The organism is Olsenella sp. Marseille-QA0557, from assembly GCF_965119725.1.
Lineage (GTDB): Bacteria > Actinomycetota > Coriobacteriia > Coriobacteriales > Atopobiaceae > Coprovicinus > Coprovicinus avistercoris.
In genome coordinates this window covers 1,043,494-1,056,940 of sequence record NZ_CBCPMI010000001.1, presented here as the reverse complement: position 1 = coordinate 1,056,940, position 13,447 = coordinate 1,043,494, and the positions used below count along the sequence as shown (strand labels likewise).

The following is a 13,447-nucleotide window of genomic DNA, read 5'->3' as shown; positions in this document are numbered from 1 at the left end:
CCGATTCCCGCAATAACCTCCAATGGCAGGTGGATCTTTCGCCTATACGAGAACAAGCCGGCGATGAAGTTCTTCTCTTCAAGATCTCAACCAAGGAGGGTCGCAAGCAGCCTGACGTTAAAACCACAGCTAGAAAGCACTCTACTAGCACTCAACTGGCCGTCGAGCAGAGTAAACTGACGGTCGGTTGAGCGCCGGGCACGAGTATCACATGATGCAGGCATCGACAATCGCACAAGGAAGGGAATCCACCATGAGCCAAGAGAGCTTCGGAACAACGATTACAAAACTGCGTAAGGAAAAAGGTATGACGCAGCTCGACCTTGCTCGGAAAATGGGTGTTACCGACAAGGCTGTCTCTAAGTGGGAGCGAGACCTTTCGTTTCCCGATGTCTCCTCACTGCCCAAGCTCGCCGAAGAGCTAGGGGTTACGGTAGACGAACTACTTAAGGCAAAAGCGGAAAAACCTGAGCGTGAGTCGACGACGCAGAAAGTACGTCCTCTCGTCGAGCTTGTCTTCAAGGCTGTCGCGCTCGCCATGGGAGTAGGCGTTACAGCGCTCACCGTCTTAGACGAGGTAAAGCCCAACGATGCATTCCGTCTACTGGGCATCGGACTTGCTTGTCTTGCCATTGTCCAGATCGCTCATCATCAGGATGAGAAAGCGTAAACGCCTTACACCTCTTGTCGTTCCACAACTCCTCATGGAGGAAATTCCTTGTTAGACCAGCAGGTTACACCACCGATAGCACGGGTGAAAGGGGTATAGGCTTAAGCGGAGGTAACTGGGTTACCACTAATTACCGAGACGACATGCCGTCCATGTATGCTGCAATGAGCCTGAATCTTTCCAATGCGTTATTCGCATCGTCTGCAAGTACAGAGGGAAAAGCTCACCCATCGTTGGATCAGGCTTTGCTGCCATGGGCAATCTACCCACCGACACCGAACATCCGATTAAGTTCACCGAAATTGACGATGGATTTAACCTCGATTTCGAGGCTACAGTAGAGCAATCATCCCAAAGTTCTTCCTTTCTCAATTTTTTTACTCGAATGCGAGTGTAGAAAGCAATATGTATCTGTCGGGCTTACTCGCTGATACCGATGGCAATGTTGTGTACTATGGCAAATTCGCTGATTTGGACCCCGCAAATTCTAGTTCTCTTTCAATTCCTCTTTCTGCCGTGGCAGATGGAACTTACAGACTGAATTTATTTGCTGAGCAAGCAAATGGTGACTTATACACTGACTTTTGTAGTGCCCCGGCTACCATGACCGTTACTGTTACCAATGGAACCGGAACAGTAAGCAATTTTGGCGGCACCATACTTCACGAACATGCATGGTCAAACAATTGGGCATACGATGGTAACTATCACTGGCATGCGTGCACAGCAGATAACTGCCCTATAACTGAGAATGCCGACAAAGAAGGTTATGCTGCACATCGAACGCACCACGGCAACGACGGCACACCATCGCGGTATCATCGTTGCGCAGTTTTGCAACATCTCGGACGGATCCCGCCTTACACAAAGCTGACCGTCACCTTGCAGACGCACCACATGCGCACCGTAGGGTGAAGATAGCTTCGATTTGAGGAGGCCCTATGGTCCTCGACTACCGTCCGCCACGCAAGGAAGAGATCCAGTATGTCAGCGATCTCGTCCATGGCCGCCATCACAAGGATGCCGTCGCCTTAGTAGCGGCAGTGGTGGTCGGGTCGCTCTTTGGTCTCGCGATCGTCGCCGCGAGTATCGCCTCCGGCAACGAAGACGTCGACCTTGTGTTCATCGTGGCCTGCGTCGCCGTCTGCGCCGCCACTGTCGCCGTCATCGTTGGCCTTATCATGGCGAGCGTGCGCACCATCGTCGCCGTCTGTCGCGTCTGGAAGCCCGCCCGCGTCATCACGGGCGTCGCTGTCGCATATGCAGTGCTCCGCCTTGCACGCCGCATACCCATCTGGCTCATCATCCCCTCGCAGATCATCATGGATGTCGTGCTCGGCTTCGTGATGGGAACACTCATCCTGCTGCTGTTCACCATTCTGCTACGCTTCATCTTCTCCATTCGCTGCAACATCAAGGGTGTGGACGATGAGGAGATCGTCGCCGCGAACATCTCTGCGACACCTCGGGGGCACCGGGATGGCGACGCCGCGGATGATGCCGCACGGAATGACCGAAGGGGGCTTGACGGCGCCGCCAACCGTCAGTCGTAGATGGCAGAGGCGATCGCACACCCGGAGACGTCCTCGCAGAAGCGCTTGGGATCGGCGAGCGCCTAAGGGGTTGCCTGGGCTTCGTCGAGGAAGATGTAGTACCGCCCGCGCACATGGCGACGAGAACATATCGCGTGCAGGGTTCAGGTAATCGAGCATGACGCTTATGTCGAGAATGACATCAGCCAGAGCGCTTCGGTTCTATTGTGCGGATCCTTCGGCCGCGTCCAGGATCCCGAGGGCGGCGTGATAGCGCGTATCGTGAAGCGCGTGCGCACCTTCGGAGACTCCGTTGTGTGCCGGGTTACCGTGGGCACGGCCCAGAAGGCGGACTACGAGCAGGTGAGCGTGCTTTCCGCGAGTGTGGCTGCGCTGCAGGACGACGTCGTCGGCATTGACGGCAACCTGAGCACGGCGGCATCCGTGACCATCGTTGAGAACACCGTGACCGAGGCAATCGACGACCTGGACGAGCTGGCGGACCTGGACTTCTGATTTCTACAGAATCGCCTCCACCACGGGAATCGCGTCTGCTAGGGTCGGGACGACCGCGTGTGCCAGGTCCAGCACCTCTGGGGCCGGTCGACGCATATCGGGGACGCACACGACGGTCATGCCGGCGGCGTGTGCCGCGAGCACGCCAGCCTCGCTGTCCTCGAAGGCGACGCAGCTCTCTGGGTGGGCCTCGCATCTCTTGGCCGCGAGCAGGAACACGTCGGGCGCGGGCTTGCCGTGCGCCACCTCAGTACTGTAGGCGAAGTGGGAGAAGTGGCCCCGCACGCCGTTCTGCTCGAGCAGACCGATCGCACGCTCTTCCGTGCTTGCCGAGGCGAGGGCGACAGCCACGCCGCGTTCGGTGAGCCACGCGAGCAGGTCCCTCGCGCCGGGCATGAGGTCGACGTCGAGCGCGTGGTAGTGTCGCTCCCGTTCGGCCACGAACTCGAAGCCCTCCTCGACGCTCATGGGCACCTCGTACCGTTCGATGATGGCCTCGATGTTGTGGCGCTCGGTTCTGCCGCTGTAGAGCTGCGCGTACTCCTCGCGCGTCATGTCATGACCATAGGGCGAGAGCATATCCTGGTATATGTGCCAGGATACGACCTCCGTATTCACCAGAAGCCCGTCGAGATCGAATATCGCTGCCTCAAGCGCCAATGCCGCCACCTCCCGTGTCGCCGCCGACCCGATTCTACCGCCTCGCCCATGCGGCTTGTGACGGCGGCGGATGATTCCACCAGTTTGGACACGACTTGGGAGGTGCCATGCTCGAAGGGTACGGCATTCACACGCTCATCTGGGACGCAGCAGACGAGCGGCTCGGGGAGTGGCTTGTCGCCTCACCAGCTGACGCGACGGGGCGCGGCATCGAGCTCCATGTTAGGCAGGGCGGCGCTGCCGCCGACTTGACCGGGGCAAACGTCTACTTCATCTGGAAGCACAAGAAGACAGGCGTTCGCGGGTGCGAGCCCTTCGAGGAGATCGACGAGTCCCTTGGGCAGTTCATGGTTTACTACCCGGCCGCCATGTGCGAGGAAGAGGGCGTGGTTGACGCCCAGTGCATGGTGAGCTGGGACGACAAGTCAATCTCCACGCGTGCATTCACCATCCACGTCGAGCCGGTCATCATCGGTGGCACAGAGAGCAAGGACGGCTTCACCCTGTTTATGGAGACCATCAAGCGCTACGAGGACGTCATCGAGATCTCTACCGAAGCTGCGGACGCTGCAAACGAGGCGGCTGAGGCCGCCGAGGACGCGGCTGACAGCGCGAGCGCAGTTGCGGAGGCTATCCAGGCTGCTGCCCAACGCGGCGACTACGACGGTGCGGATGGCGAGGACGGTTTCAGCCCCACGGCCACCGTAACGCAGACTGCCGAGGGTGCGACCGGTGCCCAGGGACCGAAGGGCGACAAGGGCGACACCGGCAATACCGGCGCCACTGGCCCGCAAGGTCCCAAAGGAGACAAGGGTGACACCGGAGCGAAGGGCGACACGGGTGCAGCCGGTGCGGACGGCACCGACGGCGTATCCTGCACGCACAGTTGGAACGGGACGGTCCTCTCGGTGACGAGCGCGTCCGGCACGAGCTCGGCTGACCTCGTGGGACCGCAGGGGCCAACGGGCGCGACCGGTGCGACGGGACCACAGGGACCGGCGGGAGCCGACGGTACGACCTTCACACCACAAAGCCCACTTTCACTCACTAACGGCGTGCTATCTGTAGATCTCTCTGGTTGCGCTGACGCCTCCGACCTGCACCCGAGACTGTGGCTGATTCAGAACGTGGGCTATGTGGCGGAAGGATCCACCCAGGCGATTGACGCCACCTACTCTGGGATTACCGACATCGCCGTGGGTGACTGGGTGCACTTCTACGAGGACGGCGAGGCGGTTCTGACTGCCACGGCGACACCCGAGGCGAACCGCGCTCTCAGGGCCTCCGGGCGCATCTGCGCCATCGGCAAGTACCAGGCCATCGGCTTCACGCCCTGGACGGGAACGACAGGCAGCACGCACCGGCAGTACCTCACGAGCGCGACCTTCGCGGCTGACATGGCCACGTTCTCGTACCTCAACCTGATCTACCTGTTCTACAGCTGCACGAACCTTGCCAGCGTGAGCGGCCTGGGGAACCTCTCGGGCGTGCGGTCGATGCGCTACACGTTCTCGTCTTGCGCGTTCACGACCATCGACTTCCGAGGCTTCGACCCGTCGACGCTCACCGACCTGTTCTACACGTTCTCGGGGTGCTCGCACCTGACGACGATCTATGCGGACGCGACCTGGGCGCTGCCTTCGAGCGGCATCACGGGCTCTCAGTGCTTCTACAGCTGCGGAAGCCTCGTGGGCGGCAACGGCACGGCGTGGACAAGCAGCAAGACGGCGTACACGTACTTCCGCATCGACACGGCGAGCACGCCGGGGTATCTGACAGCGGCATAACAGTTGCAGACAGGTACGTTTTGTGTCCACCTCCAGCGGTAAAATTGTTGTGTTCAACAAAGCTATCGTTGAGAGGTGGACATGGACGATTTGTCTGTTCAAGTGGCGCTGACTTGCCCGACATGTGGATGTACGGAATTCGCATACGAGACGCCGGCTTCTGGTCAAGACTTTACTGATGACTGGGCGTTTACCTGCGCTCATTGTGGGAGAACATTCACAAGGGCGGAGCTTATTGAAGCAAACGCCGAATCAATTGACATGACGGTTAGCGACATGGGCGACGACATTGTCGATGAACTAGCTAAAGACTTGAAGAAGGCTCTCAAGAAGCAAGGCTGGAAGATCAAATGACTATAGATCCTACTTTTGCCACCTTGGCGCCTATCGTTATATCGGGTCTCAGCTTGTTAGTCGCAATTATCAGTTTTGTAATGAACTACAGGCTGAACAAGCGCGACAAGGAGCGTAGCGAACAGTTGGCCGAGATGCAACTGCGGCTTCATGAGCTGCAGCTGCAGAAAGAGGAACAGGCTGCAGAGAAACGCGAATCCTCGAGAGTAGAAGCTCGACACGTCTTAGTCGGACTGAAAAGCCATCACATACGTATTGCAAACACTGGTGGAACCACGGTGACCAACGTTACCTGCGAATGCGACGACGACAACGCGCCTTATGCGTTCATGCAGGACAAGGAGCCCTTCGAAAGGCTGGAGCCTGGCGAGAGCTTCGACGAAACAGTGCTCTTTGTCAGCGGCTCACCAAGCAAGTTCGTAATCACGACACACTGGCTAGGAGCTGATGGCGAAGAGCACAGCAGGGACAACATCATTACTTGGTAGCTAGGAATCGCAGAGCTTAAAGCCACTAAAACTGAATTTGTGACGCAGTCAGACACTGCCTCCCTGGGGACGAAAGTCGAGACCTTGGGAGGCAGTTCTTTATGGAGTCAATCATCGTGGCGTGCATTACCGGTGTCGTAACGCTGATTGGGGTGATCCTCTCCAACTCTAAGAGCCGGGCCGTCATGGAGGTCAAGCTGGACGCCCTCACGGCAAAGGTCGAGAAGCACAACCAGCTCATCGAGCGGACATACCGCCTGGAAGAGGGGCTTTCGGTCGTGCGGAACGACATCGAAACCCTCAAGGGAAAGACGGGCTGACATGAACGAGTTCCTGGCAAGCAATGACTGGCAGTGGAGGCTCCTGCGAACGATCGTGCAGGGGGTCCTTGGCGTGGTGATCGCCAACCTCGATTTGATCCTGGGCTGGTGCGTGCTAGACCCGAGCATGCGCGGGCTCGTGGTGGCTCTGGTGATGGCGGTGCTCTCGCCAATCATGGCCGCGCTCGGCGGCGACGGCGACAAGCCGGAGATCCCGAGGGGTGAGGCGCGTGGGGCTTAACGGCATCGACATCAGCTCCTGGCAGGACGACCTGGTCGTCTCTGCCATGGGCACCTGCGACTTCGTGATCGTGAAGGCGACCGGCGGCGCGGGCTACTCGAACGAGTGCTTCCGTCGGCACGCGGACGAGACGCTGGCTTCGGGCAAGCTGCTCGGCTGCTACCACTACGCGCGCGACCGTGGGTACGAGGGCTCGGCCGAGGCGGAGGCTGACCACTTCATTTCTGCCTTCAAGCCTTACGCGGGCAAGGCGATCCCGTTCCTGGACTGGGAGGCGGACGCGCTGAACCTGGGCGTGGCCTGGGCGAAGACGTGGCTGGACCGCGTAAAGGCCAAGACCGGAGTGACGCCGGGCATCTACACGAGCAAGTCGGTTCTTTTCTCCTATGACTGGTCCAGCGTGGCCAAGACCTACCCCTTGTGGGTGGCGCAGTACCCGAACTACGAGGAGACGGGGTTCCTCTCCGAGCCTTGGACCGACGGCTGGGACTTCGGGGCGTGGTCCTCTCCGCTGATCTTCCAGTACACGGGCACCGGGCGCATACCCGGCTACGGCGGGCACCTTGACCTCGACCTCTTCTACGGCACGAAAGACGACTGGCGGAGGCTCTGCGCGGTTGCCGGCGCCTCCGCTGGCGCCGGGGAGGTGAAGGAAGTGGCTATCAGCAGGGCGAACATGGCAGCGCAGATCATGGAGCACCTCTGCAACTGCGCCGAGCACGGGTACTCTCAGCCCGGGCGGCACGGCACGAGCGGGCACTGCAGCGTGCAGACCGACGCGGGCACGGTACGCGTGACCAAGGGCGACCGTGACTGCTCCAGCGCGGTCTGCGAGGCATGGGAGCTGGCACTTGCGGGCACCGCCTACGACGGGCTCATCACGCGCTACAACTGGACCGGTGGCATGCGGGAGATGCTCGTGAGCTCGGGCCTCTTCTCCTGGAAGCCCATGTCGTTCAACGCCTCTCGCGGCGACATCTATCTCGACGAGGAGAACCACACGGCCATGTGCATCCGCAACGACGGTACGGCCGACCTGCTGGGCGAGTTCAGCATCAGCGAGACCGGCGGCATCGACGGCGAGCCCGGCGACCAGACGGGACGCGAGAGCTGGATCCACGACTACTACAGCGGTCACTGGGACGGCATACTCCACTACAACGGCAAGGCCGACACCGGGGGCGCGTCAACCCCTACCGGCTCTGGTGCGCCCTCCGGCGACGTTTCAGCGCTTGCGGCGAGGGTCATCGCCGGAGAGTTCGAAATGGCGATGCAAGAAGGCAGGCGCTCGGATCGCGCTACGACGAGGTGCAGGCGGAGGTCAACCGGATCCTGCTTGGCGGGTCGTCCGGTGGCTCCTACGACGTGGACGCCATGGCGAGGCGCGTGATCGCCGGCGAGTTCGGCAACGGCGACGAGCGGAAGCGGCGCCTGGGCGACAAGTACTCGGCCGTGCAGCAGCGCGTGAACGAGATCCTTGGGGCCTCGGGCACGAGCTCGACCTCCATGGACGTCGATGCCATGGCCCGCGCGGTGATCCGGGGCGACTACGGCAATGGCGACGAGCGGAAGCGCCGGCTAGGGTCGTACTACTCAATCGTGCAGCGGCGTGTGAACGAGATGCTGTCATGAGGCGGCGGCTGGAATTCTTGGCCGACCAGGTCGGCTGGCTCCTCGGCGACGTGGCGTGCCTGGCGATGATGGCGCTGTTCCTGCCGCTGGTGCCGGTGTTCAAGGCGTTCGAGCGCGGCAAGCGCGCGGGCAAGGGCGAATGACATGCGGGAGGCCGCCTATCTTCACGATAGACGGCCTCCTTGCTTGCTGTATGGGCTCGGACTACAGCAGTGGCTCGAACTCGCGGTAGAGCGGATCGCCTTCGCCAACGAGCACGTCCCACCACCACTGGGGCGACTCGACGCCGGAGGCGCAGAGCATGTTCAGGAGGCTGGCGCGGGCATCCGGGGGCAGCTGCTCGAAGTCGGCGCGCATCGCGTCCTGGATTGCCTTGCTCGTTTTGAACATGTCGTTGCAAATCTCCTTCTTCTCCTCGAGGCTGTAGCTTTCCGGCGAGTACAGGCAGAGGTCCGCCCGGAAGAACGCCATGTCTTCGGCTTGGGTGAGTTCGGTCATCTTGGTTTCGTTCATCTTTTTATCTCCTTTCATGTTCCCAGGACCGCTGTGGGTGCTCCTGGGGTGCCACAAATTCCGCTACAAATAATCCGGAAAGGAGCGTTTTCTAGTGTAGAAAAGTGGTGCGCCGATTTCTCGAACGCACCACTTCTGACCTGCGGTTTTGTTGTGTTTCGGGGTGGAGTGTGAAATACCGTTTTGTCCCGAATTTTATTCCCACTCGATCGTTGCGGGTGGTTTGGGTGTAATGTCGTAAACCACACGGTTCACGCCCGGTACCTCTCCCACGACACGGCTGGAAATTCTTCCCAATACGTCATAGGGGATCTTTGCCCAGTCGGCCGTCATAGCATCACTCGACTCGACTGCACGTAAAACAATCGTACGTCCGTACGTGCGCTCATCGCCCATAACACCAACCGAACGAATATCGGGCAAGACGGCAAAGTACTGCCAGCAGCTATGCTCGGAGTTGCGCTCGCCAGTTTCCTCATACAGACGCTGGTTATATGCATCAAGCTCCTCGCGCACCACCAGATCAGCGGCCTTGAGCATAGTAAGGCGTTCCTCGGTAATCTCACCAATAATACGAATCGCAAGACCAGGTCCGGGGAACGGCTGGCGATACACCATCTCATCAGGCAGGCCAAGTGCCGTGCCCAGTGCACGAACTTCATCCTTGAAGAAATGATCCAGCGGTTCGATCAGATCAAAGTGCACACCCTCGGGGAACGGAATGAGATTGTGATGGCTCTTAATGGTCGAAGCCTTCCCGCCAGTCTTACGTGCGCCACTTTCAATAATGTCCGGATAAATCGTGCCCTGCGCAAGATACTTCACGCCATCGAGCTTCTCAGCTTCCTCAAAGAAAACCTTCCAAAACTCGCGACCAATAATGCGGCGCTTCTTCTCGGGATCCGTTACACCAGCAAGCAAACGTGCATAGCGCTCTTCAGCATGCACGTGAACCAGCGGCATATCAAATTCCTCACGGAACACACGCTCAACGCTTTCAGGCTCGCCTGCACGAAGCATACCGTGGTTGACAAAAACGCAGGTGAGCTGATCCCCAACAGCACGATGAACGAGAGCTGCTGTTACTGAAGAGTCAACACCACCTGAAAGAGCCAAAATCACGCGATCTGAACCCACGCGCTCGCGAATCTCGGAAACCTTCTCCTCGATAATGCCTTCCATGGTCCAGTTTGGGGTAAGACCACAAATCTCAAACAGGAAGTTAGAAAGGATGGTGGTTCCACACTCGGTATGACGAACCTCAGGGTGGAACTGAGTGGCATACAGGCGACGCTCTGCACATTCATAAGCTGCAATAGCGCAATTTTCCGTGCGGGCAGTGACAACAAACCCCTCGGGAACAGCATCCACAGCATCGCGGTGGCTCATCCAAACCGTTTGGCCATCCTCAGGCGTATGTGCCAACAGCTCAGAATCGGCAATCCTCTTAAGCGTTGCAGGACCATATTCACCAGCATCGGTATGAGCAACATGGCCACCAAGCTTTGTGGCCATCATCTGCTCGCCATAACAAAAGCCCAACACCGGCACACCTAAAGCAAAGATGTTCTCATCCATATCGGGGGCGTCATCAGCATAAACAGAGGCGGGACCGCCAGAAAGAATAATTGCAGAAGGATGCAAGGCTTTAAGCTCTTCGGCTGTAATATCGCACGGCACAATTTCTGAGTACACATGCAAATCGCGAACACGACGAGCAATGAGTTGGCCATACTGAGCGCCAAAGTCGAGAACAACAACACGCTGTTCTGCAGTGCTGGTGGTCATAGATTCCTCCGTTTTAGGCAGATACTTGCTGATTCATCATACGACAGCGGCGCTCTTTTCTACAGTCTTGCTGCATAAGTCGCACCAACTCACTACTTTGCATAGCTCTGGGATTGTGGGAAGATAGCGGTTTCTTACCAATTTTGCCTATTCTGACGTGCAGAAATGGCTCTCACGAGTAGCATAGCTATGTTATTTATCCTACGCAGGTGTCTATGCGCCGCAAACGAAAGGTCTTACGTGGCTCGCAAAAAGAAGCGCACACGCAGCTCCGTCACTCCTGCTGGTGACGCTCAACTCGAAACGCTCTCTCGCGCTGATGCGGTAGATCGCTACTCAAGTGCTCGTAAACGCAAGAGCCGTTTCAAGAAACTGCGCGTTGTTCTTATCGTTATTCTAGTTCTTATTCTCGGTGTAGGTGGAGCAGCATTTGCCTACATCGCAGACATCAATGCTCGTGTTTCTGACGTAGACTCTTCCATTCGATCCAGCCTCACGCAGGTTGAAGATGGTGAGCCGTTCTACATGCTCCTTCTTGGTGTTGATAAAAGCCAGGATCGTGTAAACAGCGACGAGTATGGTGCCGAAGAAAGCGCCTATCGAAGCGACTCCATCATGCTCGCTCGTATTGATCCAGGCGATAAAAAGGTAACGCTGGTATCCATTCACCGCGATACCCTCATCGACATGGGTGAATGGGGAAATCAGAAGATCAACGCTGCCTATGGCATTGGCTACTCCATGGGAGATCCTGGCTATGTCATCGATGTGGTCTCTGAATTTGCTGGCGTACCCATCTCTCACTATGCTGAGCTGGATTTTGAGGGCTTTATAAGCATCGTTGATACTATCGGTGGCATTGAGGTTGACGTACCTGTTCGCTGTGACGACTCCACAGGCACTGGTCAGATTATTGAAGCGGGTAAACAAACCCTCAATGGTGAGCAGGCGCTCGTGCTATGCCGCGCACGCCATGCCTACGACGATTACGGCGACGGTGATGTGTATCGTGCCGCCAATCAGCGAATGGTTATCGCTGCAATTGCGCAGAAGATTCTCACCCTCGATCCTGCAACCATGACAACGGTTATTTCTCAGTTGGCAGACTCGATTTCAACTGACCTTGACGTTACTTCAATTATCAACCTGGCAACTCAGATGCGTGGCATCAACCTCAGCAAGGATGTCTATTCTGGCATGGAGCCAACCAACTCTGAATATGTCAACGACACCTGGTATGAGATTTGTGACACTGAAGCCTGGCAAGAAATGATGACCCGCGTCAACCAGGGCCTCTCCCCTTATTCAGACGAAAGCCAGGATGTCACCCGTGGCGTTGCCGGCTCTGTTGGATCCATCAGCGATGATGGTGGTTCGAAGAGTGACACCAACAACCAGCAGCAGGAACCGGAAAATAGCCTGGAATATGGTGGCACGGTTCAGGTCCTCAATGGTGCAGGCGTTGATGGCCTTGCCTCCAGAATTTCCTCTTCCCTTGCCAACCAAGGATTTGATGCCTCAGCAGGAAATGCAGATTACCTATATGACTACACGATCATCATCTACAACGGTGAAGATCATAAGAGCCAAGCTGAAGCGGTAAACGAAGCCTTAGGCGGAAGCTTCACAGTTGAAGCAAATGATGGAACGTATTCCACCGATTACGATGTCGTGCTTATTCTGGGCTCAGACATGAGCGATGAGTAAGACATTCGCCCTGGCATAACATGCGAAAAGCGGCTAGCTCTCTTCAGATGCTAGCCGCTTTTTTATGCCGCCATTCTCTGCCGACGGCCTTCGATACTAATATCTTTAAACGTTAAACCTAAAGTGCATGACATCGCCGTCCTGCACGACGTAATCTTTTCCTTCCATGCGGAGCTTGCCCGCCGCCTTGCAACCAGCTTCGCCACCAAGCTCAATATAGTCATCAAAACTTGCAACTTCAGCTTTAATAAATCCGCGCTCAAAATCGGAGTGGATAACACCGGCAGCCTGAGGTGCCTTTGCACCCACAGGAATAGTCCATGCCTTAACTTCCATCTCACCAGCAGTGAAATAGCTCTGAAGCCCGAGCAGCTTATACGCCGCCTGTGCAAGTGTTTCTAAGCCCGAACGCTCAAGTCCGATATCGGAGAGGTACTCAGCTGCCTCCTCTGGCTCAAGTTCCGACAGCTCAGCTTCAACCTTGGCACAAATAGGAATTGGCTGTTCCCCATCGATTGGCTCAACCTCGGCACCCAGAGCATCTTCATCCACATTTGCCACGTAGAGCAAAGGCTTCATTGTGAGAAGAAAGAGGCCTTTGGTAATCGCCCGCTCATCGTCGGTCATATCCATTGTTGCCGCACGATTACCCTCGTTTAACCAGGCCAGAAGACGCTTAGCCACATCAAACTTACCAGCCTGCTCTTTATCGCGCTTAGCTTCCTTCTCAAGCTTTGGCAGTTGCTTCTCAAGCGTTTGAATGTCAGCCAAAATAAGCTCGGTCATAATGGTATCGGCATCTGCGCTTGGATCGACAAAAGCGCCAACACGACCGGTTTCGCGCATGACATTAGGATCGGTAAAGTAGCGCACAACTTCACAGATGGCGTCAGTTTCGCGGATGTTGGCAAGGAATTGATTTCCCAGTCCCTCTCCCTCATTAGCGCCTTTAACCAAGCCGGCAATATCAACAAACTCAACGGTCGCTGGCACAATACGACCAGGATGAGCAATTTCCGCAAGCTGCTGCAGACGAGCATCTGGCACATCTACAACACCCACATTGGGATCAATAGTGGCAAAAGGATAATTTGCGGCTAACCCACCTTTGCGGGTGAGCGCGGTAAAAAGCGTGGATTTGCCCACGTTGGGCAAGCCAACAATGCCTATAGAAAGAGACACCCGAGTTTCCTTTCTCAATCATATAACCAAAGATGAAGCGGCGTGCGCACTGAAGCA

At 57.0% G+C, this 13,447-nt stretch carries 17 protein-coding genes; 13 read left to right on the top strand and 4 right to left on the bottom strand.

Annotated elements, in window-relative coordinates:
- Nucleotides 1-253 precede the first annotated feature (253 nt).
- From ACQY6Y_RS04800 to ACQY6Y_RS04785, 4 genes are all read left to right on the top strand, one after another.
- Nucleotides 254-670 (top strand): helix-turn-helix domain-containing protein, encoded by a 417-nt coding sequence (locus ACQY6Y_RS04800; protein ID WP_428379172.1) that lies wholly within the window; start codon nt 254-256, stop codon nt 668-670.
- Nucleotides 671-1,075: 405 nt separating this feature from the next.
- Entirely contained in the window at nt 1,076-1,585 is a 510-nt protein-coding gene (locus ACQY6Y_RS04795) for a hypothetical protein (protein WP_428379171.1), read from the top strand.
- 26 nt (nt 1,586-1,611) lie between these two features.
- Entirely contained in the window at nt 1,612-2,223 is a 612-nt protein-coding gene (locus tag ACQY6Y_RS04790; protein ID WP_428379170.1) for a hypothetical protein, read from the top strand.
- A gap of 261 nt (nt 2,224-2,484) precedes the next feature.
- Nucleotides 2,485-2,718: a hypothetical protein gene (locus ACQY6Y_RS04785; RefSeq protein WP_428379169.1), complete on the top strand. Its 234-nt coding sequence runs from the start codon at nt 2,485-2,487 to the stop codon at nt 2,716-2,718.
- Between the two features lie 3 nt (nt 2,719-2,721).
- On the opposite strand, the gene ACQY6Y_RS04780 is transcribed toward ACQY6Y_RS04785, so the two are convergent.
- Nucleotides 2,722-3,378 carry an HAD family hydrolase gene (locus ACQY6Y_RS04780; protein WP_428379168.1) on the bottom strand — a complete coding sequence of 219 codons (657 nt, stop codon included), beginning with the start codon at nt 3,376-3,378 and terminating at the stop codon, nt 2,722-2,724.
- Between the two features lie 107 nt (nt 3,379-3,485).
- On the opposite strand from ACQY6Y_RS04780, the gene ACQY6Y_RS04775 reads away from it, so the two are divergent.
- The 8 genes from ACQY6Y_RS04775 (at nt 3,486) to ACQY6Y_RS04740 (ending at nt 8,343) form a co-directional block, all read left to right on the top strand.
- Entirely contained in the window at nt 3,486-5,165 is a 1,680-nt protein-coding gene (locus tag ACQY6Y_RS04775; protein WP_428379167.1) for a hypothetical protein, read from the top strand.
- 81 nt (nt 5,166-5,246) lie between these two features.
- A complete protein-coding gene (locus ACQY6Y_RS04770) occupies nt 5,247-5,519 on the top strand; it encodes an ECs_2282 family putative zinc-binding protein (RefSeq protein WP_428379166.1) in 273 nt (90 codons plus the stop codon).
- Entirely contained in the window at nt 5,516-6,007 is a 492-nt protein-coding gene (locus tag ACQY6Y_RS04765; protein ID WP_428379165.1) for a hypothetical protein, read from the top strand. Before ACQY6Y_RS04770 ends, ACQY6Y_RS04765 begins: the two co-directional genes overlap by 4 nt.
- A 101-nt stretch (nt 6,008-6,108) precedes the next feature.
- The gene (locus tag ACQY6Y_RS04760; protein WP_428379164.1) at nt 6,109-6,327 is read left to right on the top strand and encodes a hypothetical protein; all 219 of its coding nucleotides are present in this window, start codon (nt 6,109-6,111) and stop codon (nt 6,325-6,327) included.
- A gap of 1 nt (nt 6,328) precedes the next feature.
- Nucleotides 6,329-6,568 (top strand): hypothetical protein, encoded by a 240-nt coding sequence (locus tag ACQY6Y_RS04755; protein ID WP_428379163.1) that lies wholly within the window; start codon nt 6,329-6,331, stop codon nt 6,566-6,568.
- The gene (locus tag ACQY6Y_RS04750) at nt 6,558-7,958 is read left to right on the top strand and encodes a GH25 family lysozyme (RefSeq protein WP_428379162.1); all 1,401 of its coding nucleotides are present in this window, start codon (nt 6,558-6,560) and stop codon (nt 7,956-7,958) included. Before ACQY6Y_RS04755 ends, ACQY6Y_RS04750 begins: the two co-directional genes overlap by 11 nt.
- The gene (locus ACQY6Y_RS04745; RefSeq protein WP_428379161.1) at nt 7,943-8,200 is read left to right on the top strand and encodes a hypothetical protein; all 258 of its coding nucleotides are present in this window, start codon (nt 7,943-7,945) and stop codon (nt 8,198-8,200) included. Before ACQY6Y_RS04750 ends, ACQY6Y_RS04745 begins: the two co-directional genes overlap by 16 nt.
- Nucleotides 8,197-8,343, top strand: coding sequence for a hypothetical protein (locus ACQY6Y_RS04740; RefSeq protein WP_428379160.1), 147 nt, complete (start codon nt 8,197-8,199; stop codon nt 8,341-8,343). The genes ACQY6Y_RS04745 and ACQY6Y_RS04740 overlap by 4 nt, the downstream gene beginning before the upstream one ends.
- Nucleotides 8,344-8,404: 61 nt before the next feature.
- Here ACQY6Y_RS04740 and ACQY6Y_RS04735 read toward each other — a convergent pair whose 3' ends face one another.
- Together ACQY6Y_RS04735 and guaA are read right to left on the bottom strand one after the other, a co-directional pair.
- A complete protein-coding gene (locus ACQY6Y_RS04735) occupies nt 8,405-8,713 on the bottom strand; it encodes a hypothetical protein (protein WP_428379159.1) in 309 nt (102 codons plus the stop codon).
- A gap of 195 nt (nt 8,714-8,908) precedes the next feature.
- On the bottom strand, nt 8,909-10,501 hold the full coding sequence (guaA, locus tag ACQY6Y_RS04730; protein WP_428379158.1) for a glutamine-hydrolyzing GMP synthase: 1,593 nt from the start codon (nt 10,499-10,501) through the stop codon (nt 8,909-8,911).
- Between the two features lie 240 nt (nt 10,502-10,741).
- Here guaA and ACQY6Y_RS04725 point away from each other — a divergent pair, with 240 nt between their 5' ends.
- Nucleotides 10,742-12,208: an LCP family protein gene (locus ACQY6Y_RS04725; RefSeq protein WP_428379157.1), complete on the top strand. Its 1,467-nt coding sequence runs from the start codon at nt 10,742-10,744 to the stop codon at nt 12,206-12,208.
- A gap of 105 nt (nt 12,209-12,313) precedes the next feature.
- On the opposite strand, the gene ychF is transcribed toward ACQY6Y_RS04725, so the two are convergent.
- A complete protein-coding gene (ychF, locus tag ACQY6Y_RS04720) occupies nt 12,314-13,390 on the bottom strand; it encodes a redox-regulated ATPase YchF (protein WP_428379156.1) in 1,077 nt (358 codons plus the stop codon).
- Nucleotides 13,391-13,447: the final 57 nt, after the last annotated feature.

Excerpts from the sequence above, each read along its gene's own strand:
- ACQY6Y_RS04800 (WP_428379172.1), top strand. The coding sequence starts at position 254 with ATGAGCCAAGAGAGCTTCGGAACAACGATTACAAAACTGCGTAAGGAA.
- ACQY6Y_RS04755 (WP_428379163.1), top strand. The coding sequence starts at position 6,329 with ATGAACGAGTTCCTGGCAAGCAATGACTGGCAGTGGAGGCTCCTGCGA.
- ACQY6Y_RS04740 (WP_428379160.1), top strand. The coding sequence starts at position 8,197 with ATGAGGCGGCGGCTGGAATTCTTGGCCGACCAGGTCGGCTGGCTCCTC.
- guaA (WP_428379158.1), bottom strand. The coding sequence starts at position 10,501 with ATGACCACCAGCACTGCAGAACAGCGTGTTGTTGTTCTCGACTTTGGC.
- ACQY6Y_RS04770 (WP_428379166.1), top strand. The coding sequence starts at position 5,247 with ATGGACGATTTGTCTGTTCAAGTGGCGCTGACTTGCCCGACATGTGGA.
- ACQY6Y_RS04795 (WP_428379171.1), top strand. The coding sequence starts at position 1,076 with ATGTATCTGTCGGGCTTACTCGCTGATACCGATGGCAATGTTGTGTAC.
- ACQY6Y_RS04765 (WP_428379165.1), top strand. The coding sequence starts at position 5,516 with ATGACTATAGATCCTACTTTTGCCACCTTGGCGCCTATCGTTATATCG.
- ACQY6Y_RS04790 (WP_428379170.1), top strand. The coding sequence starts at position 1,612 with ATGGTCCTCGACTACCGTCCGCCACGCAAGGAAGAGATCCAGTATGTC.
- ACQY6Y_RS04735 (WP_428379159.1), bottom strand. The coding sequence starts at position 8,713 with ATGAACGAAACCAAGATGACCGAACTCACCCAAGCCGAAGACATGGCG.
- ACQY6Y_RS04745 (WP_428379161.1), top strand. The coding sequence starts at position 7,943 with ATGGCGAGGCGCGTGATCGCCGGCGAGTTCGGCAACGGCGACGAGCGG.
- ACQY6Y_RS04775 (WP_428379167.1), top strand. The coding sequence starts at position 3,486 with ATGCTCGAAGGGTACGGCATTCACACGCTCATCTGGGACGCAGCAGAC.
- ACQY6Y_RS04760 (WP_428379164.1), top strand. The coding sequence starts at position 6,109 with ATGGAGTCAATCATCGTGGCGTGCATTACCGGTGTCGTAACGCTGATT.